This is a genomic window from Streptomyces sp. NPDC048637, from assembly GCF_040650675.1.
GTDB lineage: Bacteria > Actinomycetota > Actinomycetes > Streptomycetales > Streptomycetaceae > Streptomyces.
On sequence record NZ_JBEZHQ010000005.1, the window covers coordinates 105,783 to 122,857 of the forward strand.

Below are 17,075 nucleotides of genomic sequence, written 5' to 3' on the forward strand. Positions count from 1 at the left end.
GTGGCCAGGTGAAGCCTGCTGGCGCGAAGAGGTCCCACGACTCTCGCCCCAGAACCTCGCTGCACCGAGGAGGACCGAAGGATGCACCGTACGCGCACCGCGGCGGCCACCGCGTTGGCCATGGCCCTGGCCGTGCTCCCCCTGACGGGCATGGCGGGGCCGCCGGGCGTCGGAGGGAAGGCGGGGCGGGACGGCGCCCGGGACAGTCCCGCAGGCGCCGTCTCCCGTGCCATATCCCCCACGCCCCGGTCCGTATCCCCCACGCCCCGGTCCGTCCACAGCCGGTCCGACCGGGTCACCATCACCCCGTCCGTGACCGTCGTCGCCGGGCCGCGAGCCGATGCGCCGGCGCTGGCCGTCGTCGAGAAGTCGCTGAAGGACGCCGGTGCGCAGCGGGTCGTACGGGCCGAACGGGCACCGGGCGACACGCAGTTGACGGTGTTTGTGGACGGTGCGGGCGCGACGCGGGCACTGGCGGAGCTGGGCGCGCGGGGCGTCGGCGGGCTGCCCGCCGAGGGCTATGCGCTGGCCGTCGGCAAGGGGCGGATCGCATTGGCCGGGAACGACGCCACCGGCACGTACTACGCCGCGCAGTCGCTGCGGCAACTGCTGCCGCGCGGGGAGCGGCCGGGCGCCCAGGTGCGGGGCACCGTCGTACGGGACTGGCCGGGCACCCCGCTGCGCGGCGTCATCGAGGGGTTCTACGGCACCCCTTGGTCGCACCGGGCCCGGCTCGACCAGCTCGACTTCTACGGTGCGCACAAGATGAACATCTATGTGTACTCGCCGAAGGACGATGCCTATCTGCGGGAGAAGTGGCGGGACCCGTATCCCGCGGAGCAGCTGGCGCAGATCAAGGAACTGGTGGACCGGGCGCGGGCGCGGCATGTGGAGTTCACCTATGCGCTCTCGCCGGGGCTGTCCGTCTGCTACAGCTCCGACGCGGATCTCCGGGCGCTGACCGCCAAGTTCGAGACCTTGTGGGACATCGGTGTGCGGACCTTCGCGGTGCCGTTGGACGACATCAGTTACACGGACTGGAACTGCGCGGCGGACAAGGACCGGTTCGGGACCGGCGGCGGGGCGGCGGGGGCCGCGCAGGCGCATCTGCTCAACCGCGTCAACCAGGAGTTCATCGCCCGGCATCCGGGCGCCGAGCCGCTGCAGATGGTGCCGACCGAGTACTACGACGTGAAGCCGTCGCCGTACAAGAAGGCGCTGGCCACCCAGCTGGACAAGGATGTGCTGGTGGAGTGGACGGGGGTGGGGGTGATCGCGCCCACGATGACCGTCGCCCAGGCCCGGCAGGCCCGGGAGGTCTTCGGGCACCGGATCCTGACGTGGGACAACTACCCGGTCAATGACTATGTGACCAACCGGCTGCTGCTCGGGCCGTTCAACGGCCGGGAGAAGGGGCTGCCGGGGCAGCTGGCGGGGATCACCGCGAATCCGATGATCCAGCCTGCGGCGTCCAAGCTCGCGCTGTACACGGTCGCGGACTTCGCGTGGAACGACACGGCGTATGACGCCCGGACGTCCTGGGGCGGGGCCATCGAGGAGCTGGCGGGTGGCGACGCCCGTACGGCACGGGCGCTGCGGGCCTTCGCGGACGCCCATTACTCCTCGTCGCTCAACCCGCAGCAGGCGCCCGAACTGGCGGCCGCCATCGAGGCGTTCGGCAAGGACGGCGAGGCGCGGCGGCTCGATGCGGTGCTGCGGAACCTGCAGGACGCGCCGGCGGTGCTGCGCGACCGGCTCGCCGACCGGGGCTTTGTGCAGGACAGCGAGCCGTGGCTGGACGCGACCCGGGCCTGGGGAGTCACGGCGCGTACGGCGCTGCGGCTGATCGAGGCGACCAGGGCGGGCGACGGCCCGCGGGCCTGGCAACTGCGGCAGCGGATACCGGAGTTGGTGCGGACTGCCAAGTCGTTCGCCTATGTGGACATGGCCGGGAAGAGGATTCCGGTACTGGTGGCGGACGGGGTGCTGGACACCTTCGTCGAGGACGCGGTGGCCGCGCACGACAGGGCGCTGGGGGTCACCGGCCGCCCCAAGGCATCGACGGATCTCTCCGTCTACCAGGACAACGCGGTCTCCCGTATGACCGATGGTGCGGACGCCACGTACTTCTGGAGCGGCGCGGGGCCCAAGGCCGGTTCCTTCCTGGCGCTGGATCTGCAGGCCGAGCGCCCGCTGGGCACGGTCACCCTGGCGATGGGCAAGAGCGGCAGTCCGGAGGACTATCTGCGGCACGGCGTCCTGGAGTACTCGTCGGACCACAAGAACTGGCAGCGGCTGGCCGCGTTCGACGGGAAGGCCGAGGTGCGCGTCGAACCGCCGTCCGGTGCCCGGGCCCGGTACGTCCGCGCCCGGGCCACCCAGGCGCAGGACAACTGGCTGGTGGTACGGGAGTTCGCGGTGGCCGGGGCCGAAGCGGTGACGGTGGCCGGTGGCCCGCCCGCGGCGGAGGGCAGCGCGCTGCGGGCGGCGGCGGACGGTGATCCGGCGACCGTCTATCGCGCGGCGCGGGCGGCGCAGCCCGGTGAAGCACTGGAGTTCGCACCCGACACGCCCCGTACGGCGCATTCCGTGGTCGTCCTGCGGCCGCAGGACGCGCCGGCCGGGGCGGCGGAGGTCGAGGTCCGTACGGGCGGCGCCTGGCGCACGCTCGGCACGCTGTCCGGCGCCTATACGCGGCTCGCGGCGGGTGACGGCCCGGTCGAGGGCGTCCGGCTGACGTGGCGGGACGGGGCGGCGGCCCCTGTGGTCAATGAGGTGGTGGTGCACTGAGGGGTGCTTGTGCACCGGGGAGTGGGGCCGCCCGGTCTCACTGCCCGGTGCACGGATGACGCGGCACGGAATGGGGCCGCCCTTCCCCCTCTCCGGTGCATGGATGACGCGGCACGCCTGGCGGTGTGCCGCGTTTCCCGGTCGCGGCGCCCCGTGTTCCGCCCGGCGGCGTCGCGCCATCTGCCCCGCCGCCGCCCTGCGCCCTAATCTGAGGTGCTGGCCGCCGCCCTCGCCCCGGAGGAGACCGACCCATGGCCCGAACCGCTCCCGATGCCCCCCGCCCGACCGCGTCCGCCGTACTGGACGACGCGGTCCGTGCACTCGCCCCGGACTCCGCCGCCAACCAGCTGGTCGCGCAGATCGAGGCGGGTGCGGCACCGCGCTCCGTGTTCGCCACGTTCGCCCTCGAACAGCACCAGGTGATCGCCGCCGACCGCCTCAGCTTCCAGCATCTGGCGCGGCGGGCGGACGGTGACCCGCCCGTCGCCGACTTCTTCGATCTGCTCGCCCAGGGCGAGACGCTGGCGCTGAAGCAGCTGGCCGGGCTGGCGGATGCCTGCGAGCTGACCGGGCGGGAGATCGCGGAGTACCAGCCGCGGCCCGGCTGTCAGGCGTACCCGTCCTACGCGGCGCGGCTCGCGCTGGGCGGCGAGCCGGCCGATGTGGCGATCGCACTGACCGCCAACTTCGCCGCCTGGGGCGGCTATTGCGCGATCGTCGCGGCGGCGATGCGGGACCACTACGGCTTTCCCGAAGCGGCCCGTGACTTCTTCGGGTTCTTCGCCGAGCCGGCGCCGGCCGTGGACGAGAAGGCGCGCAAGGCGGTACAGCACGGCCTCGACACCGGCCAGGCGCAGCCGGCCACGGCGCATCGCTACGGCCGTCTCCTCCAGGCGTACGAGCTCATGTTCTGGAACTCCGTCGCGGAGTGAGCCGGTCGTGGGCGCGGATGCCTCGGCCGGTGCCGCGGCTGCCCTCCGGCTGAGGTGACCGCCCGGCGCGATTCCGGCGCAGTTCCGGCGCGATTTCGGCGCAGTCCCGGCGCAGTCCCGGCGCAGTCCCGGCGCAGTCCCGGCGCAGTTCTGACAGGTCACCAGAATCGCGCCGGGCTCGTCGCGGTCGGCCGCTCAGCCCGTCGCGGTCGGCCGCACAGCCCATCGCGGTCGGCCGCACAACTCGTGGTGGTCAGCCGCTCAGCTCGTCGTGCCGCGCGCCCAGGCGGCGCATGCCGTCCGCGGTGAGTGAGCCGTGCAGGCGCAGCCGGGCGATGCCGCCGTCGGGGAAGATGTCGATCCGGACGTGGGTGACGGGTGGTGCGTCGGCCAGGAGGAAGCGGTGCACGGTGTCGGGCTGCAGACGGGTGCGGGGCAGCAGTTCGGTCCAGTCGCCGCGCTCGCCGTCGCGGCCGAACAGGGCCGCCCAGCCCGCCGAGTTGCCCTTGAGGCAGCCGGTGTCGATCTCCACCGCGCGGATCACGGACCGCTCGGTGAGGCGGTAGCGGACCCAGTCGTTGCCGGTGCCGCGGCGGCGCCGGGTCTCCCAGCCGTCGTCCATCTTGCGGGAGCGGCCCGGCTGGATGGTGTGGGTGGGCGAGGAGTAGAAACGGTCCGAGGCGTCCTCGACCCGGCCGCCGTTCTCCAGCGCGGCGACATCGAAGGTGCCCAGCGCGGCAAGCCAGTCCGGTGCCGGGACGACCTCTCCGTGGACCCGGAGGCGCGCGACTCCGCCGTCGGGATGCTGGTTGAGGCGCAGATGGGTGAAGCGGCGGCCGGTATCGACGAGGAAGCCGTTGGCGGCGTGGCCGCCGATGGCGGTCCGCGGGACGAGGGGCGTCCAGGTCACCTCGCCGGCGAGGAGTTCGGCCGGCGACGGGGAGCCCTCGACGCAGGCGGCCTCGACACTGACCGACTGCGGGTAGTTGCCACGGAAGTGGGCGGTGTCGACGACGATGCCGTGGATCACGCCGGGGGCGCCGAGCCGGATCAGCGCCCAGTCGTGGTCCCCGTCCGCCGGGAACGGGTGGTCACCGTCGGTGCCGCGCCGTCTGCGGGTCTCCCAGCCGTCCATGATCTTGCCCTTGTGGCCGAAGGCCTCGGGGTCGAAGTGGGCGGGCGCGGGCGTGAGGAGGTTCTCCCGCTCGGCGAAGAACTCGTCGTTCGCCGCGATGACGCCCGCACCCAGCCGCCGGTCGGCCAGGTCGGGGAGGTGGGTGAAGGGGAAGCCGGCGGGGCCGGGGGTGCGGTAGTCCGCGTACGGGTCGCCGCCCGGGTACGGGGCGGCGTCGCCGGTGTAGCGGGGAAGGTCGGCCGTGTAGCGGGGAAGGTCGGCGGTGGTCATGCGCGGTGCGGCCTTTCGAGCAGCTCGCCGGTGGGCCCGGTGAGGGTGGTGCCGTCGTTGATCCGGTGGCCGCGCAGCCAGGTGGACCGTACGACGCCGTACAGGGTCATCCCGGCGTATGCGGTGATCTTGTTGCGGTGCTGGAGGGCCTGCGGGTCGACGGTGAAGGTCTCGTCGGGGGCGAGGACCGCGAAGTCCGCGTCCCGGCCGGGCTCGATGGCGCCCTTCCGGTCGAGGCCGGCCAGCGCCGCCGGCGCGGTGGCCATCCAGCGCACCACGTCGTCGAGGGTGTGGCCGCGCTCGCGGGCCTCGGTCCAGATGACGGGCAGGCCGAGCTGGAGGGAGGAGATACCGCCCCAGGCCGCGCCGAAGTCCGCGGTCTTGAGGTCGGCGGTGGACGGCGAGTGGTCGGAGACGATGCAGTCGATGGTGCCGTCGGCCAGGCCCTCCCACAGGGCGTCCTGGTTGGCGGCCTCGCGGATCGGCGGGCAGCACTTGAACTCCGTTGCGCCGTCCGGGATTTCCTCGGCGGTCAGGGTCAGGAAGTGCGGGCACGACTCGACGGTGATCCGGACGCCCGCGCGCTTGGCGGCGGCGATCAGCGGCAGCGCGTCGCTGGAGGACAGATGCAGGACGTGGACCCGCGCATCGAGCCGCTGGGCGAGCGCGATCAGCCCGGCGATGGCGTCGTTCTCGGAGATGCGCGGGCGGGAGGCGAGGAAGTCGGCGTACTTGGGGCCGTGCGGCTCGGGTGCCGCGTCCAGGTGGCCCGGGTCCTCGGCGTGCACGATCAGCAGACCGCCGAAGCCCGCGATCTCACCGAGGGCGGCGGCCAGTTGCTCCTGGTCGAGCTCGGGGAACTCGTCCACACCGGAGGGCGACAGAAAGCATTTGAAGCCGAAGACCCCGGCGTCGTGCAGTGGGCGCAGGTCCTTGACGTTGCCGGGGACGGCGCCGCCCCAGAAGCCGACGTCGATATGTGCCTTGCTGCGGGCGACCGCGCGCTTGGTGTCGAGGTGGGCGGGCGTGGTGGTGGGCGGGAGGCTGTTGAGCGGCATGTCCACGAGGGTGGTGATACCGCCGGCCGCGGCCGCGCGGGTGGCGGTCCAGAAGCCCTCCCACTCGGTGCGGCCGGGGTCGTTGACGTGGACGTGGGTGTCGACGAGGCCGGGCAGCAGGACGTCGTCACCGAAGTCCTCGACCCGCGCCCCGGCCGGAGCCGGGTCGTCGTACGGCAGCACCGCGGCGATCCTGCCGTCCTTGACGGCCACGGACGCGGCGCGCGTCCCCTGTGGGGTGACGACACGCCTGGAGCGCAGCACCAGCTCTGTTTCGGACACCCGGTCCCCTCCTCGTAGCTGTTTTCATCGTGGCGTGAGGGCGTGTGGGGTGCACGGCCGCCGAAGGGGCCGTGCACCGGGACCGCGTCCTTCGCGCCGGGGCGATATGCGGTTTCAACAGTCTGTTGAATGAGTCTTCACTCCGGACCCCGGCCCGTCAAGACCCCTCGGCCGGCATCGGCACGACGACCGCCCCGGCCCCTTCGGAGCTCGCAGGCTCCGGGCTCACAGCGGCGCTGACCTGCGACGGGATGATCTCGTCCGGGACCGGGGCGGCGCTCACGGCGGACCGGTCCCGGCCCGAGACCAGGAGGTAGAGCACGCCGGCGAGCCCCATCCCGAAGATCCAGGAGAACGGCGCCACCACGTCGAAGGCCGGGACCAGAGCGAGCGCGGCGGAGACCGCGGCGGCCGGCAGGAAGGCGACCACGGCCTTCGGGTTGTAGCCGTGGCGGTAGAAGTACGCGCCGCGGGCATCGGCCGAGAACAGCGCATCGACATCGATCCGGCCCCGGCGCACCAGGTAGTAGTCGACGAGCAGAATCGCCACCAGCGGCCCGAGGAAGGCACCGAGGGCCCCCAGGAAGTACTGGATCACCAGCGCCGAGGAGTACAGCTTCCAGGGCATGACGACGATGGCCAGCACCGCGGTGATCATGCCGCCGCGCTTGAAGTTCAGATACTTCGGCGCGAGATTGGCGAAGTCGTAGGCGGGCGAGACGAAGTTGGCGACGACATTGATGCCGATGGTGGCGACGATGAAGGACAGCGCGCCGACGACGGTGACCACCGGGTTGTCGATCTTCTGGATCACCTTCACCGGGTCGTAGATCGCCTCACCGAAGACGGCGATCGTGCCCGCAGTGACCAGCACGGCGACCATCGCGAAGGCGGTGAAGTTCACCGGCAGTCCGATCAGATTGCCGCGCCGGTAGGAGCGGTGGTCGGGCGTGAAGCGGGCGAAGTCCGCGTAGTTGAGAACCAGGGTCAGAAAGGTGGCCACGGTCAGACTGACCGCAATGAGGCTCTGTTCGAGCTGCGCGGAGCCGCTGAGGCCGGTGAGACTGCGGGTCAGCGAGATGTCACCGCCGGCCTTGACGACCAGGTACACCGCGAGCGCGAGCACCACGAGCCAGACCACCGGGCCGGTCGCGAAATCCTGGACCTTGCGGATGAACTCCATCCCGCGGGTCAGCAGGACGGCCTGCAGCCCCCACATCACCAGGAACGCGATCCAGCCCAGGGTGGACAGCCCCAGCACCGAGTTGTGGTGATAGACCTCCAGGCCCGGCGCGAGCTGCAGGGTCAGCAGGACCACGGCCGTCGAGGCCAGCCAGGTCTGGATGCCGTACCAGGCCACGGCCATGACCGCGCGCAGCAGCGCGGGGATGTTGGCGCCGTAGACGCCCCAGCTCGCCCGGGCGAGCACCGGATAGGGCACCCCGGTCCGGTGCCCGGCGTGCCCCATGCGGTTCATCAGCCAGTAGACGATCGAGATGCCGGCCAGCAGCGCGACGAACACCTCCCAGGCCGGCAGGCCCAGCACGAACAGGCTGGAGGCGAAGGCGTAATTGCTGATCGCGTGGGTGTCGGACATCCACAGCGCAAAGATGCTGTACGTGCCCCATTTGCGCTCGGGGGCGGGCGCGAGGTCCTCGTTGAAGAGGCGCGGATCCGGCTGCGGGGCCTTCGGGGATGTGGTCACGAGTCCTCCCAGGCAGTTGGGTGGAGCATACGGGGGTCAGTTGTCAGATGCCTGATGTCTGTGCGGAAAATTCAGTGTGCCGCGGGGAGCCCTGAACGCCTCCCGGGGACAGATGGGCGCTCAACGGCCAGGAGCCGATGACCTTCGGGCGGGGCGGCGCGAAACTGCGCCCCGTACTGGTGGTCAGCCCGAGGCCGACGACCGCCTCCGCGAACTTCACCGCCGCGGCGACGCCGTCCACCACCGGCACTCCGAGTGCTGCGGCGACCTTCTCCTGGAGCCCGGCCATCCCGCCGCAGCCCAGGCAGATCACCTCGGCGCCGGCCCGGACGGCATCACGAGCGGTCTCGATGATCAACTCGACGGTGCGCTCCGCGTCCTCCTCCAGCTCCAGGACGCCGAGTCCGGTGCCCCGGACCGCGGCGCAGCGCTGCAGCAGTCCGGCGGTCAGCAGCCGGTCCCGGATCTGCGGTACGGCACGGTCGAGGGTGGTGACGATGCCGTAGGCGTGGCCGAGCATCATCGCCATCTGGGCGGCGCTCTCGGTGATGTCCAGTACGGGTACATCCAGCAGCTCCTGGGCGCCCTCCCGGCCCGGTTCGCCGAATCCGGCCATGACCAGCGCGTCAAAGGCCAGGTCGAGGGTGGCGAGCCGGTCCAGGACGGCCGCGGCGCTGAGATAGCCCTCGAAGTGGCCCTCGATCGACTCCGGCCCCCACAGGGGTTCGGTGGCGACGATCTCGGTGCCCGGGGCGGCGGCTGCGGCGGCGGTGGCGCGGATCGAAGCGGTCATGGAAGCCGTGGTGTTCGGGTTCATGACGAGAAGGCGCATGACGCTCCAGCGATTTGGAGGATTCCACAGAATGGACAGTATGTTTCGCGCAGCAGAACGTAGCTATGGCCACTGGCACCGTCAAGAGATCGCGGCTAGGTGTGTGCCCGGCGGGTCCAGTCCGTGGGACAAAGCAGGCCTGACCGGCGGGAACGAGTGTGCGAGAGTCCGTGTGCCAACGTAGGGGGACCGGTAGGCTTCTCCGGTCGGGCCCGGCGCCCGCACGTGCCAGCCGAGACCGATCTGCCCCGCCCCGAAAGGAACGCTCCGTGCCGCCGTCCAGCGCCAGCACCTCCGCCGCCGAAGCCAAGCCAGGCGCCAGCGGCGGCGTCCAGTCCCTCGAGCGCGCCTTCGACCTGCTGGAGCGGATGGCCGACGCCGGTGGCGAGGTCGGCCTGAGCGAGCTCTCCACCAGCAGCGGGCTGCCGCTCCCCACCATCCACCGCCTGATGCGCACGCTCGTCGCCTGCGGCTACGTCCGCCAGCAGCCCAACCGCCGCTATGCGCTGGGCCCCCGGCTGATCCGGCTCGGCGAGAGCTCCTCACGGCTGCTGGGCACCTGGGCCCGCCCGTTCCTGGCCCGTCTGGTCGAGGAGACCGGCGAGACCGCCAACATGGCGCTGCTCGACGGCGACGAGATCGTCTATGTCGCCCAGGTCCCGTCCCGGCATGCGGTACGGATGTTCACCGAGGTCGGGCGCCGGGTGCTGCCGCACTCCACCGGCGTCGGCAAGGCCCTGCTGTCCAACCACCCCCCGGAGGAGGTCCGCGCGCTGCTCGGCCGTACGGGCATGCCCGCCGCGACCGAGAAGACGATCACCGACCCGGACCGTTTCCTGGAAGCGCTCGCCGACGTCCGCCGCCTCGGCTACGCGGTCGACGACAACGAGCAGGAGATCGGCGTCCGCTGCCTGGCGGTGCCGGTACCCAACTCCCCCACCTCGGCGGCCATCTCCATCTCCGGCCCGACCGGCCGGGTGACCGAGGCCTCGACGGACAAGATCGTGCCGGTGCTGCAGGACGTCGCGGCGCAGCTGTCGGTGGCGCTCGCGAACCAGGCGCCGGCGTAGCGGGGCCCGGCAGGCCCGGTGCGGGCCCCGGCAGGGGGCGTGGGGCGCGCCGGTCCGCGCACGGCTGCCGCGGCGCACACCACCGGTCCGCGAGCCGGCGCAGCACACCGGCGCACCGGACTCGGGTCCGGACTCCGGTCCGGGCTGCGCGGGGGCGATCAGCGGGCGCGCGGCAGCTCGCCGAAACGGTCGATGCCCTCGCGCACCTCTGCCAGCGCGGGTGACAGGGCACTCACCGATCCGACCGCCCCGGCAATCAGCAGGAGCGAACGGCGCAGCCGGGGCACCTCGGGCATCCCGTGGCTCACCATCGCGTCCAGTGCGGCCAGCTCGTCGTCGGCGGCCACCCGATCCGGTAATTCCCCTGGAAGTACGGCCAGTTGGCGGCGCAGCCGGGACACTGCCCCGCGCAATTCCTGGACCCGTGGGTCACCCTCGACCCCGGTCACTCGTCTGTCCCTCTGCAGCTGTTCCACAACGACGGCGTCCTCCAAAGCCGTTGCCCGTTCCACAATGCGGGCCAGTTAACGCCACTCTGCGCTGATCGCGCCATACGGAGAGCGAAAAAACCGGATCACTGAGTGAATCCGGGTGGCCTGGCCAGGGCTGACGCCTCTGTATTTTTCCCCGCCGCCCACCCCCCGGCCCCGAGGGCCGGGCAGGGCGCCCCCTGCCCGGCCAGGTGCGGCAAGCCGCAAGCCCGCCTCAGGAATTCTGCTCGGGCTCCACCGCGTTGCGCCACACCCGGACGTCAACGGTCATGTAGCTGCTGGGGTCCGACTTCGGCGCGTAGCCCTTGAAGGTGATCAGCGCGACATGGCCGTACTTGGTGGTGAGGCACATCTGCGCGCCCTTGGAGAGCTGCTTGGTCAGGATGGTGTCGGTGAACCGGGTCTCGCTGCGGCAGGTGGCGAGCGTGCCCTCCTGGCCGGGCTTGAGCAGCACCAGCTTGCCGGTCTCGGTGTCGACCTCGTCGTCCGTGTAGGTGTTGTCCGTGTACGAGAAGTCGACGTCCGTGTCGCTGTCGGAGTTGGTCGGATGGACCGGCTCGTCGGACAGCGAAATGTGGTAGTCGTCGGGCAGGTTGACGGTCTTGTAGTCGACCGGGTCCGGGTCCTGCGCGGGGGTGGCCGGGGCGTCGCTCCCGCCGTCGCCGGGGCTCGCGGTCGGGTCGGCGGCGGGCGTCGGCGAGGAGTCGCTGTTCGCCGTCTTGCTGTCGTCGCCGGCCTGGTCCGACTTCTTCTGGCCGTCGCCCTTCATGACGGTGTAGACGAGGGCACCGCCGGCGCCCGCGAAGGCCAGCAGACAGACCAGCACCAGGGCCGCGATCAGCCCCTTGCGCTTCTTCTTCGGCGGCTGCGGGGCAGGCACGGCGGCGGTCGGGCCGGTCGCCGCCGGGCCGGTGGCCGTCGGTATGGCGGCGGTCGGCACGGCGGCGGTCGGCCCCGTGGTCACCGGGGCGCCGGTCCCGGCGGCGGTCGGCGCATAGGCCGCCGGACCGAACCCGGGCGGCGGGGTCTGCGGGTGGTTCAGCTCGGTCGGCACCGGCGCGACCGGCGCCGTGGGCGGGACCGGCGGCTGCGCCGGCTGGACCGGCTGGACCGGCGACGGGGCAGGCGGATTCGGCGGCTGGGCCGGAGCGCCCGCGGTGGGCGCCTCCAGCGGGGGCGGCGGCGTCTGGGCGGGCGCGGGCGCGGCAGCGCGCGTGGTGATGTCGGCGGCGACGGCGGTGGGCAGCCATTCCTCGGGGCGGCGCAGCTGCGTCTGTCCGGAAGCCGCACCGCACAGTGCGATCACCTCGGCGACGGACGGCCGGTCCGTCGCCTCCTTGGACAGGCAGCGGGTGACCAATTCCCGTAGTTCGTCGGGGAGTCCGGTCAGATCCGGCTCTTCGTGGACGATGCGGTAGAGCACTCCGTGCGAGGTGCCCTCACCGAACGCCGGGGTGCCGATGGCCGCGTAGGCGGCGACCTGGCCGAGCGCGAAGACATCGGTGGCGGGGCTGATGGTGCTGCCCGCGGCCTGTTCGGGCGCCATGAAGGTGGGGGTGCCGACGGTGACGCCGCTGCTGGTCAGGGACGTGGCGTCGGCGGCGCGGGCGATACCGAAGTCGATGACGCGCGGGCCGTCGGCGGCCAGCAGCACATTGGACGGCTTCAGATCGCGGTGCACGATGCCCGCGCCATGGATGACCTGCAGGGCCTCGGCGATCCCGGCGACCAGCAGCAGCACGGTCGGCACGGGCAGCTTGCCGTGTCCGGCGACCGCCGCCGCGAGCGAGGGGCCGGGAACGTACGCGGTGGCGAGCCAGGGGCTGGGGCCTTCGGCGTCGCTGTCGATGACCGGCGCGGTGAACAGGCCCTGTACGCGCTGCGCGGACTGCACCTCCTGCTTGAAGCGGCGGCGGAACTCCGCGTCCTCACTGAACTCGGGGCGGATCACCTTGATGGCCACCGGCCGCCCGCCGGGCGTGTAGGAGAGATAGACCTTGCCCATGCCACCGGACCCGAGCCGCGCCGTAAGGCGATAGCCCGCGATCACCCGCGGATCGTCACCTTCCAGTGGCTGGAATATTCCGGACCCGCCCGCACTGTTCACCACTACTACGTCCCCCGACTCAAAAAGGCCCGCCACTTCGGCATGACAGCCATGATGTCCGCAACGGGGCAGAACCATATCCGGCCAGGCGTCACACCCTCACATCGCCGGTGGACGAACGGGGCGCCTTGTCCGAAGGGCCGGTTTCGCGACGGGTTTTGGCGGCCGGGACCACCCGGAAACGGCCCTGCCGCGCGGTGCCCATAAATGGCCTGATGAGGCGTCGGCACATACGTTCCCCCGGGCACCCTTTGGTGTGGGCACACGTGATCCGATGCGTAGGGCGCGACACGTTGGAGCATTCTCCCTTTCAAGGAAATATCCGGCATATCACTGGATCGGAGAATGCCATGGACCCCAACTCCGGCCCCGACACCGGCTCGAACCCTCACCGCGTCAGCGTCGTACAACTCATCTGCCGCGCGTACGGCCTGTCCGACGCATCGGAAATCACGATGGAGCACATAGACCGCTACGTCGCCGAGCGCCGGCGGGCGGAGGAACGCACGCACCATCTGCGCGACCGGTTCCGACCGCACATCCCCCGGCCACGGGCCGCCGGTGACGCGGCCTGACCCGGCCGGCCCCGCCCCAACAAGCCACGGGGCACGGCGCCATGAGGTAAGCAGTCCCCATGGGACCGACAGCACCGAGAGACCCGAGAGACCCACGAGAACAGTCGCGCCGGGCCCGGCCGGACACCCCTGAGGGGGTGCGGAACGCCGGGCGGCCCGAGGGGAGGGTGGCCGGTCTGCTGCTCGCCGCGGGCGGTGGGCGGCGACTGGGGGGACGACCCAAGGCGCTGCTCGACCACCGGGGACGGCCGCTGGTCGAGCACGCCGCACGGGCCCTGCGGGACGGCGGCTGCGACCCCGTACACATCGTGCTGGGCGCGGCCGCCGCTGCCGTGCGCGAACGGGCCGGGCTCGCGGCGTACGGCATCTCGGAGAACCCGGACTGGGCCCAGGGCATGGGCTCTTCGCTGCGGATGGGGCTGGCCGCACTGGCGGAGTCCGGGGCGGATGCCGTGGTGGTGTCCCTGGTGGACCAGCCGGGCATCGGTGCCGCGGCGGTGAGCCGGGTGGTGACGGCGTACGGCGGCCGCACCTCGCTGGTCTCCGCGGCGTACGACGGCCGGCGCGGCCACCCGGTGCTCTTCGGCGCCGACCGCTGGGCGGACATCGCGGCGACCGCGGCGGGCGACCGCGGCGCACGCGACTACCTGCGGCGGCATGCGGACGCCGTCACTCTCGTCGACTGCTCCGACATCGCCGAGCCGTACGACATCGACACGCCGGAGGATCTTCACCGTCTGGAGTGAGAGCGGGCGCCGGCCGGCGGCCTCCGGGCCCGGGGTGGAAGTAATGCAGAGTGACCGGCGTGGCACCGAGAGCCATTCGATCACCGCTTCTGTCGACCCTGAGAATCTCGACATCAACAAACCATTGAAGTTCCGCGATAAGGAAACTAGTCTCCACTGGTCAGAAGCGCCCTGAACCCCAGTCGGCGCCCGCGACCGTATCCGGGAGCCCGCGGCACCCCGTGCCGCCCGGTGTCCCGGCGGCCGCCGGGCACCGCCGCTGAATGGAGTGACAGCTCATGTCCGCACCAGCGCCGTCCCCGCTGGCCATCGCCGAAGTCGATCCCGCGCACACCCCCGAACGGCAGGGCGAGGTCCTCACCGACGCCGCGCTCACCTTCGTCGCCGAGCTGCACCGCCGGTTCACCCCGCGCCGCGACGAGCTGCTCGCCCGCCGCACCGAGCGCCGCGCCGAGATCGCCCGGACCAGCTCGCTGGACTTCCTGCCCGAGACCGCGGCCGTCCGCGCGGACGACAGCTGGAAGGTGGCCGAGGCGCCCGCGGCCCTCAATGACCGCCGGGTGGAGATCACCGGCCCCACCGACCGCAAGATGACCATCAACGCGCTCAACTCGGGTGCCAGGGTCTGGCTCGCCGACTTCGAGGACGCCTCCGCCCCGACCTGGGAGAACGTCGTCTGCGGTCAGCTCAATCTGATCGACGCCTATGAGCGCCGGATCGACTTCACCGACGCCGCGTCCGGCAAGTCGTACGCCCTCAAGCCCGCCGAGGAGCTCGCCACCGTCGTGATGCGGCCGCGCGGCTGGCACCTCGAAGAGCGTCATCTGCAGTTCGAGGGGCGGCCGGTGCCCGGTGCGCTGGTGGACTTCGGGCTGTACTTCTTCCACAACGCCAAGCGCCTCCTGGCCCTCGGCAAGGGCCCGTACTTCTACCTGCCGAAGACCGAGTCGTACCTGGAGGCCCGCCTCTGGAACGAGATCTTCGTCTTCGCCCAGGACTACGTCGGCATTCCCCAGGGCACGGTGCGCGCCACCGTCCTCATCGAGACCATCACCGCCGCGTACGAGATGGAGGAGATCCTCTACGAGCTGCGCGACCACGCCTCGGGCCTGAACGCCGGCCGCTGGGACTACCTCTTCTCCATCGTCAAGAACTTCCGTGACGGCGGCGCCAAGTTCGTCCTCCCGGACCGCAACGCGGTCACGATGACAGCCCCGTTCATGCGCGCCTACACCGAACTCCTCGTCCGTACCTGCCACAAGCGCGGTGCGCACGCCATCGGCGGTATGGCGGCCTTCATCCCCAACCGCAGGGACCCGGAGGCCAACGAGACGGCGCTCGCCAAGGTCAAGAACGACAAGGACCGGGAGGCCAGCGACGGCTTCGACGGCTCCTGGGTCGCCCACCCCGACCTGGTCCCGGTCGCCCGTGCGTCCTTCGACGCGGTCCTCGGCGACCGGCCGAACCAGAAGGACCGCCTGCGCGAGGACGTCTCGGTGTCGGCCGCCGATCTCATCGCCATCGACTCCCTCGACGCCAAGCCCACCTACCAGGGCCTGATCGACGCGGTCCAGGTCGGCACCCGCTATATCGAGGCCTGGCTGCGCGGACTGGGTGCCGTCGCCATCTTCGGCCTCATGGAGGACGCCGCGACCGCCGAGATCTCCCGCTCCCAGATCTGGCAGTGGGTCGACGCCGGTGTCGTCTTCGAGAACGGCGAGAAGGCCACCGCGGACCTGGTGCGCTCGGTCGCCGCGGAGCAACTGGCCGCCATCCGCGCCGAGGCCGGCGAGGACGCCTTCACCTCGGGTAAGTGGCAGCAGGCCCATGACCTGCTGCTCAAGGTCGCGCTGGACGCGGACTACGCGGAGTTCCTGACGCTGCCCGCGTACGAGCTGCTGGTCTGAGCGGGCCCGGCGCGCGTCCCCGTGGTGCCGCGGTTCCGTTCCGGAGCCGCGGCGCCACGGCGTTTCTGCCGCCGCCGTGCGACGGTGCGGGTGTCCCGGCACGGTGTGGTGTCATGTGGTCACCCAGTGGAGAGGCAGTCGGATGGATGGTCGGCCAGGAGATCACGGTGAGCCGTCGGCCGCGGGCGGGGACGACCCGGACGCGGGCCAGGAGTTGGGGATGACGGTGGCCGAGCGGCTGCGCCGGGTCCAGGGCTCCCTGTCGCCCGCGGAGCTCAAGATCGCCCGCGCGCTGATGGCGCACTACCCCGCGGCGGGCCTGGAGTCGACATCCGGACTGGCCGGCCGGGCAGGGGTGAGCCCGCCGACCGTGGTCCGCTTCGTCGCCCGGCTCGGCTTCGAGGGCTACCGGCAGTTCCAGCAGTCACTGCGCGACGAGGTGCAGGCGCGCCGGGCCTCGCCGCTGACCCTGCGGCCGGTGGTCAGCGAGAGCTCGCCGACCTCGGACCTGGTCGAGGCGGCGGCGGAGGTCGGCCGGGGGGCCTTGAGCCACACCTTCGCCGCGCTGCCGGAGCAGGAGTTCGACCGGGCCGTCGAGCTGATCTGTGACCCGGCGCGGCGGATCGTGAGCTTCGGCGGGCGGTTCTCCCGTCTTCTGGCCGAGTACCTGGATCTGCATCTGCGGCTGCTGCGGCCGGGCACCCAGGTGCACATACCGGCCCCCGGCGGGGACGGCGGCTTCCGGGTGGATCTCGGCCGGCGGGAGGTGTGTGTGGTCTTCGACTTCCGGCGCTATCAGCGCGACACGGTGGAGCTCGCCCGCTATGCGCATGAGCGCGGGGCGCGGGTCGTGCTGTTCACCGATCCATGGCTGTCCCCCGTGGCCGAGTTCGCCGATGTCGTGCTGCCCGTGCGGGTCGAGGCCCCCAGCCCGTTCGACAGCATCGTGGCGCCCGTGGCGGTGGTGGAGACGCTGGTGGCCGCGGTGCACGTACGCCTGGGAACGGCGGCGGAGGAGCGGATGAGGGCCGCGGAGGAGGCGTCGGGCGACCGCACCATGGAATGACGCCCATGAAATGAATATTTCATGCACACCCATTGACGCACCTCCTGGAACGTATGTTTCATGACGGGACTCGGGCTGCTGTGGACGCAGCCCCGTCTCCTCCTCGGAG

13 protein-coding genes are annotated in these 17,075 nt (G+C 71.7%); 7 read left to right on the forward strand and 6 right to left on the reverse strand.

Going from position 1 to position 17,075, the window contains the following annotated elements; all coding sequences use genetic code 11:
- Positions 1-81: 81 nt before the first annotated feature.
- Entirely contained in the window at positions 82-2,790 is a 2,709-nt protein-coding gene (locus AB0C46_RS09725; protein ID WP_362827120.1) for a beta-N-acetylglucosaminidase domain-containing protein, read from the forward strand.
- Positions 2,791-3,041: 251 nt separating this feature from the next.
- Positions 3,042-3,722 (forward strand): transcriptional regulator, encoded by a 681-nt coding sequence (locus AB0C46_RS09730; RefSeq protein ID WP_362827122.1) that lies wholly within the window; start codon positions 3,042-3,044, stop codon positions 3,720-3,722.
- 253 nt (positions 3,723-3,975) lie between these two features.
- On the opposite strand, the gene alc is transcribed toward AB0C46_RS09730, so the two are convergent.
- From alc to AB0C46_RS09750, 4 genes are all read right to left on the reverse strand, one after another.
- Positions 3,976-5,127 carry an allantoicase gene (gene alc / locus AB0C46_RS09735; RefSeq protein ID WP_362827123.1) on the reverse strand — a complete coding sequence of 384 codons (1,152 nt, stop codon included), beginning with the start codon at positions 5,125-5,127 and terminating at the stop codon, positions 3,976-3,978.
- Positions 5,124-6,467, reverse strand: coding sequence for an allantoinase AllB (gene allB / locus AB0C46_RS09740; RefSeq protein WP_362827125.1), 1,344 nt, complete (start codon positions 6,465-6,467; stop codon positions 5,124-5,126). The genes alc and allB overlap by 4 nt, the downstream gene beginning before the upstream one ends.
- Positions 6,468-6,624: 157 nt before the next feature.
- Positions 6,625-8,172, reverse strand: a complete 1,548-nt coding sequence (locus AB0C46_RS09745; protein ID WP_362827127.1) for an NCS1 family nucleobase:cation symporter-1 — start codon at positions 8,170-8,172, stop codon at positions 6,625-6,627.
- Between the two features lie 43 nt (positions 8,173-8,215).
- Positions 8,216-9,004, reverse strand: a complete 789-nt coding sequence (locus AB0C46_RS09750) for an aspartate/glutamate racemase family protein (protein ID WP_362827129.1) — start codon at positions 9,002-9,004, stop codon at positions 8,216-8,218.
- Positions 9,005-9,273: 269 nt separating this feature from the next.
- Here AB0C46_RS09750 and AB0C46_RS09755 point away from each other — a divergent pair, with 269 nt between their 5' ends.
- Positions 9,274-10,074 carry an IclR family transcriptional regulator gene (locus AB0C46_RS09755; RefSeq protein ID WP_362827131.1) on the forward strand — a complete coding sequence of 267 codons (801 nt, stop codon included), beginning with the start codon at positions 9,274-9,276 and terminating at the stop codon, positions 10,072-10,074.
- 158 nt (positions 10,075-10,232) lie between these two features.
- On the opposite strand, the gene AB0C46_RS09760 is transcribed toward AB0C46_RS09755, so the two are convergent.
- Both AB0C46_RS09760 and AB0C46_RS09765 read right to left on the reverse strand, forming a co-directional pair.
- Positions 10,233-10,523: a DUF5955 family protein gene (locus AB0C46_RS09760; RefSeq protein ID WP_362827133.1), complete on the reverse strand. Its 291-nt coding sequence runs from the start codon at positions 10,521-10,523 to the stop codon at positions 10,233-10,235.
- A gap of 256 nt (positions 10,524-10,779) precedes the next feature.
- Entirely contained in the window at positions 10,780-12,675 is a 1,896-nt protein-coding gene (locus AB0C46_RS09765; protein WP_362827134.1) for a protein kinase, read from the reverse strand.
- A 347-nt stretch (positions 12,676-13,022) separates the two neighbouring features.
- Between AB0C46_RS09765 and AB0C46_RS09770 the strand changes: the two genes are divergently transcribed.
- The 4 genes from AB0C46_RS09770 (at position 13,023) to AB0C46_RS09785 (ending at position 16,966) form a co-directional block, all read left to right on the forward strand.
- Entirely contained in the window at positions 13,023-13,247 is a 225-nt protein-coding gene (locus AB0C46_RS09770; protein ID WP_362827135.1) for a hypothetical protein, read from the forward strand.
- 167 nt (positions 13,248-13,414) lie between these two features.
- Positions 13,415-13,993 carry a nucleotidyltransferase family protein gene (locus tag AB0C46_RS09775; protein WP_362827436.1) on the forward strand — a complete coding sequence of 193 codons (579 nt, stop codon included), beginning with the start codon at positions 13,415-13,417 and terminating at the stop codon, positions 13,991-13,993.
- A 278-nt stretch (positions 13,994-14,271) separates the two neighbouring features.
- A complete protein-coding gene (aceB, locus tag AB0C46_RS09780; RefSeq protein WP_362827137.1) occupies positions 14,272-15,900 on the forward strand; it encodes a malate synthase A in 1,629 nt (542 codons plus the stop codon).
- 142 nt (positions 15,901-16,042) lie between these two features.
- The gene (locus tag AB0C46_RS09785; RefSeq protein WP_362827139.1) at positions 16,043-16,966 is read left to right on the forward strand and encodes a MurR/RpiR family transcriptional regulator; all 924 of its coding nucleotides are present in this window, start codon (positions 16,043-16,045) and stop codon (positions 16,964-16,966) included.
- The last annotated feature ends 109 nt before the right edge of the window (positions 16,967-17,075 follow it).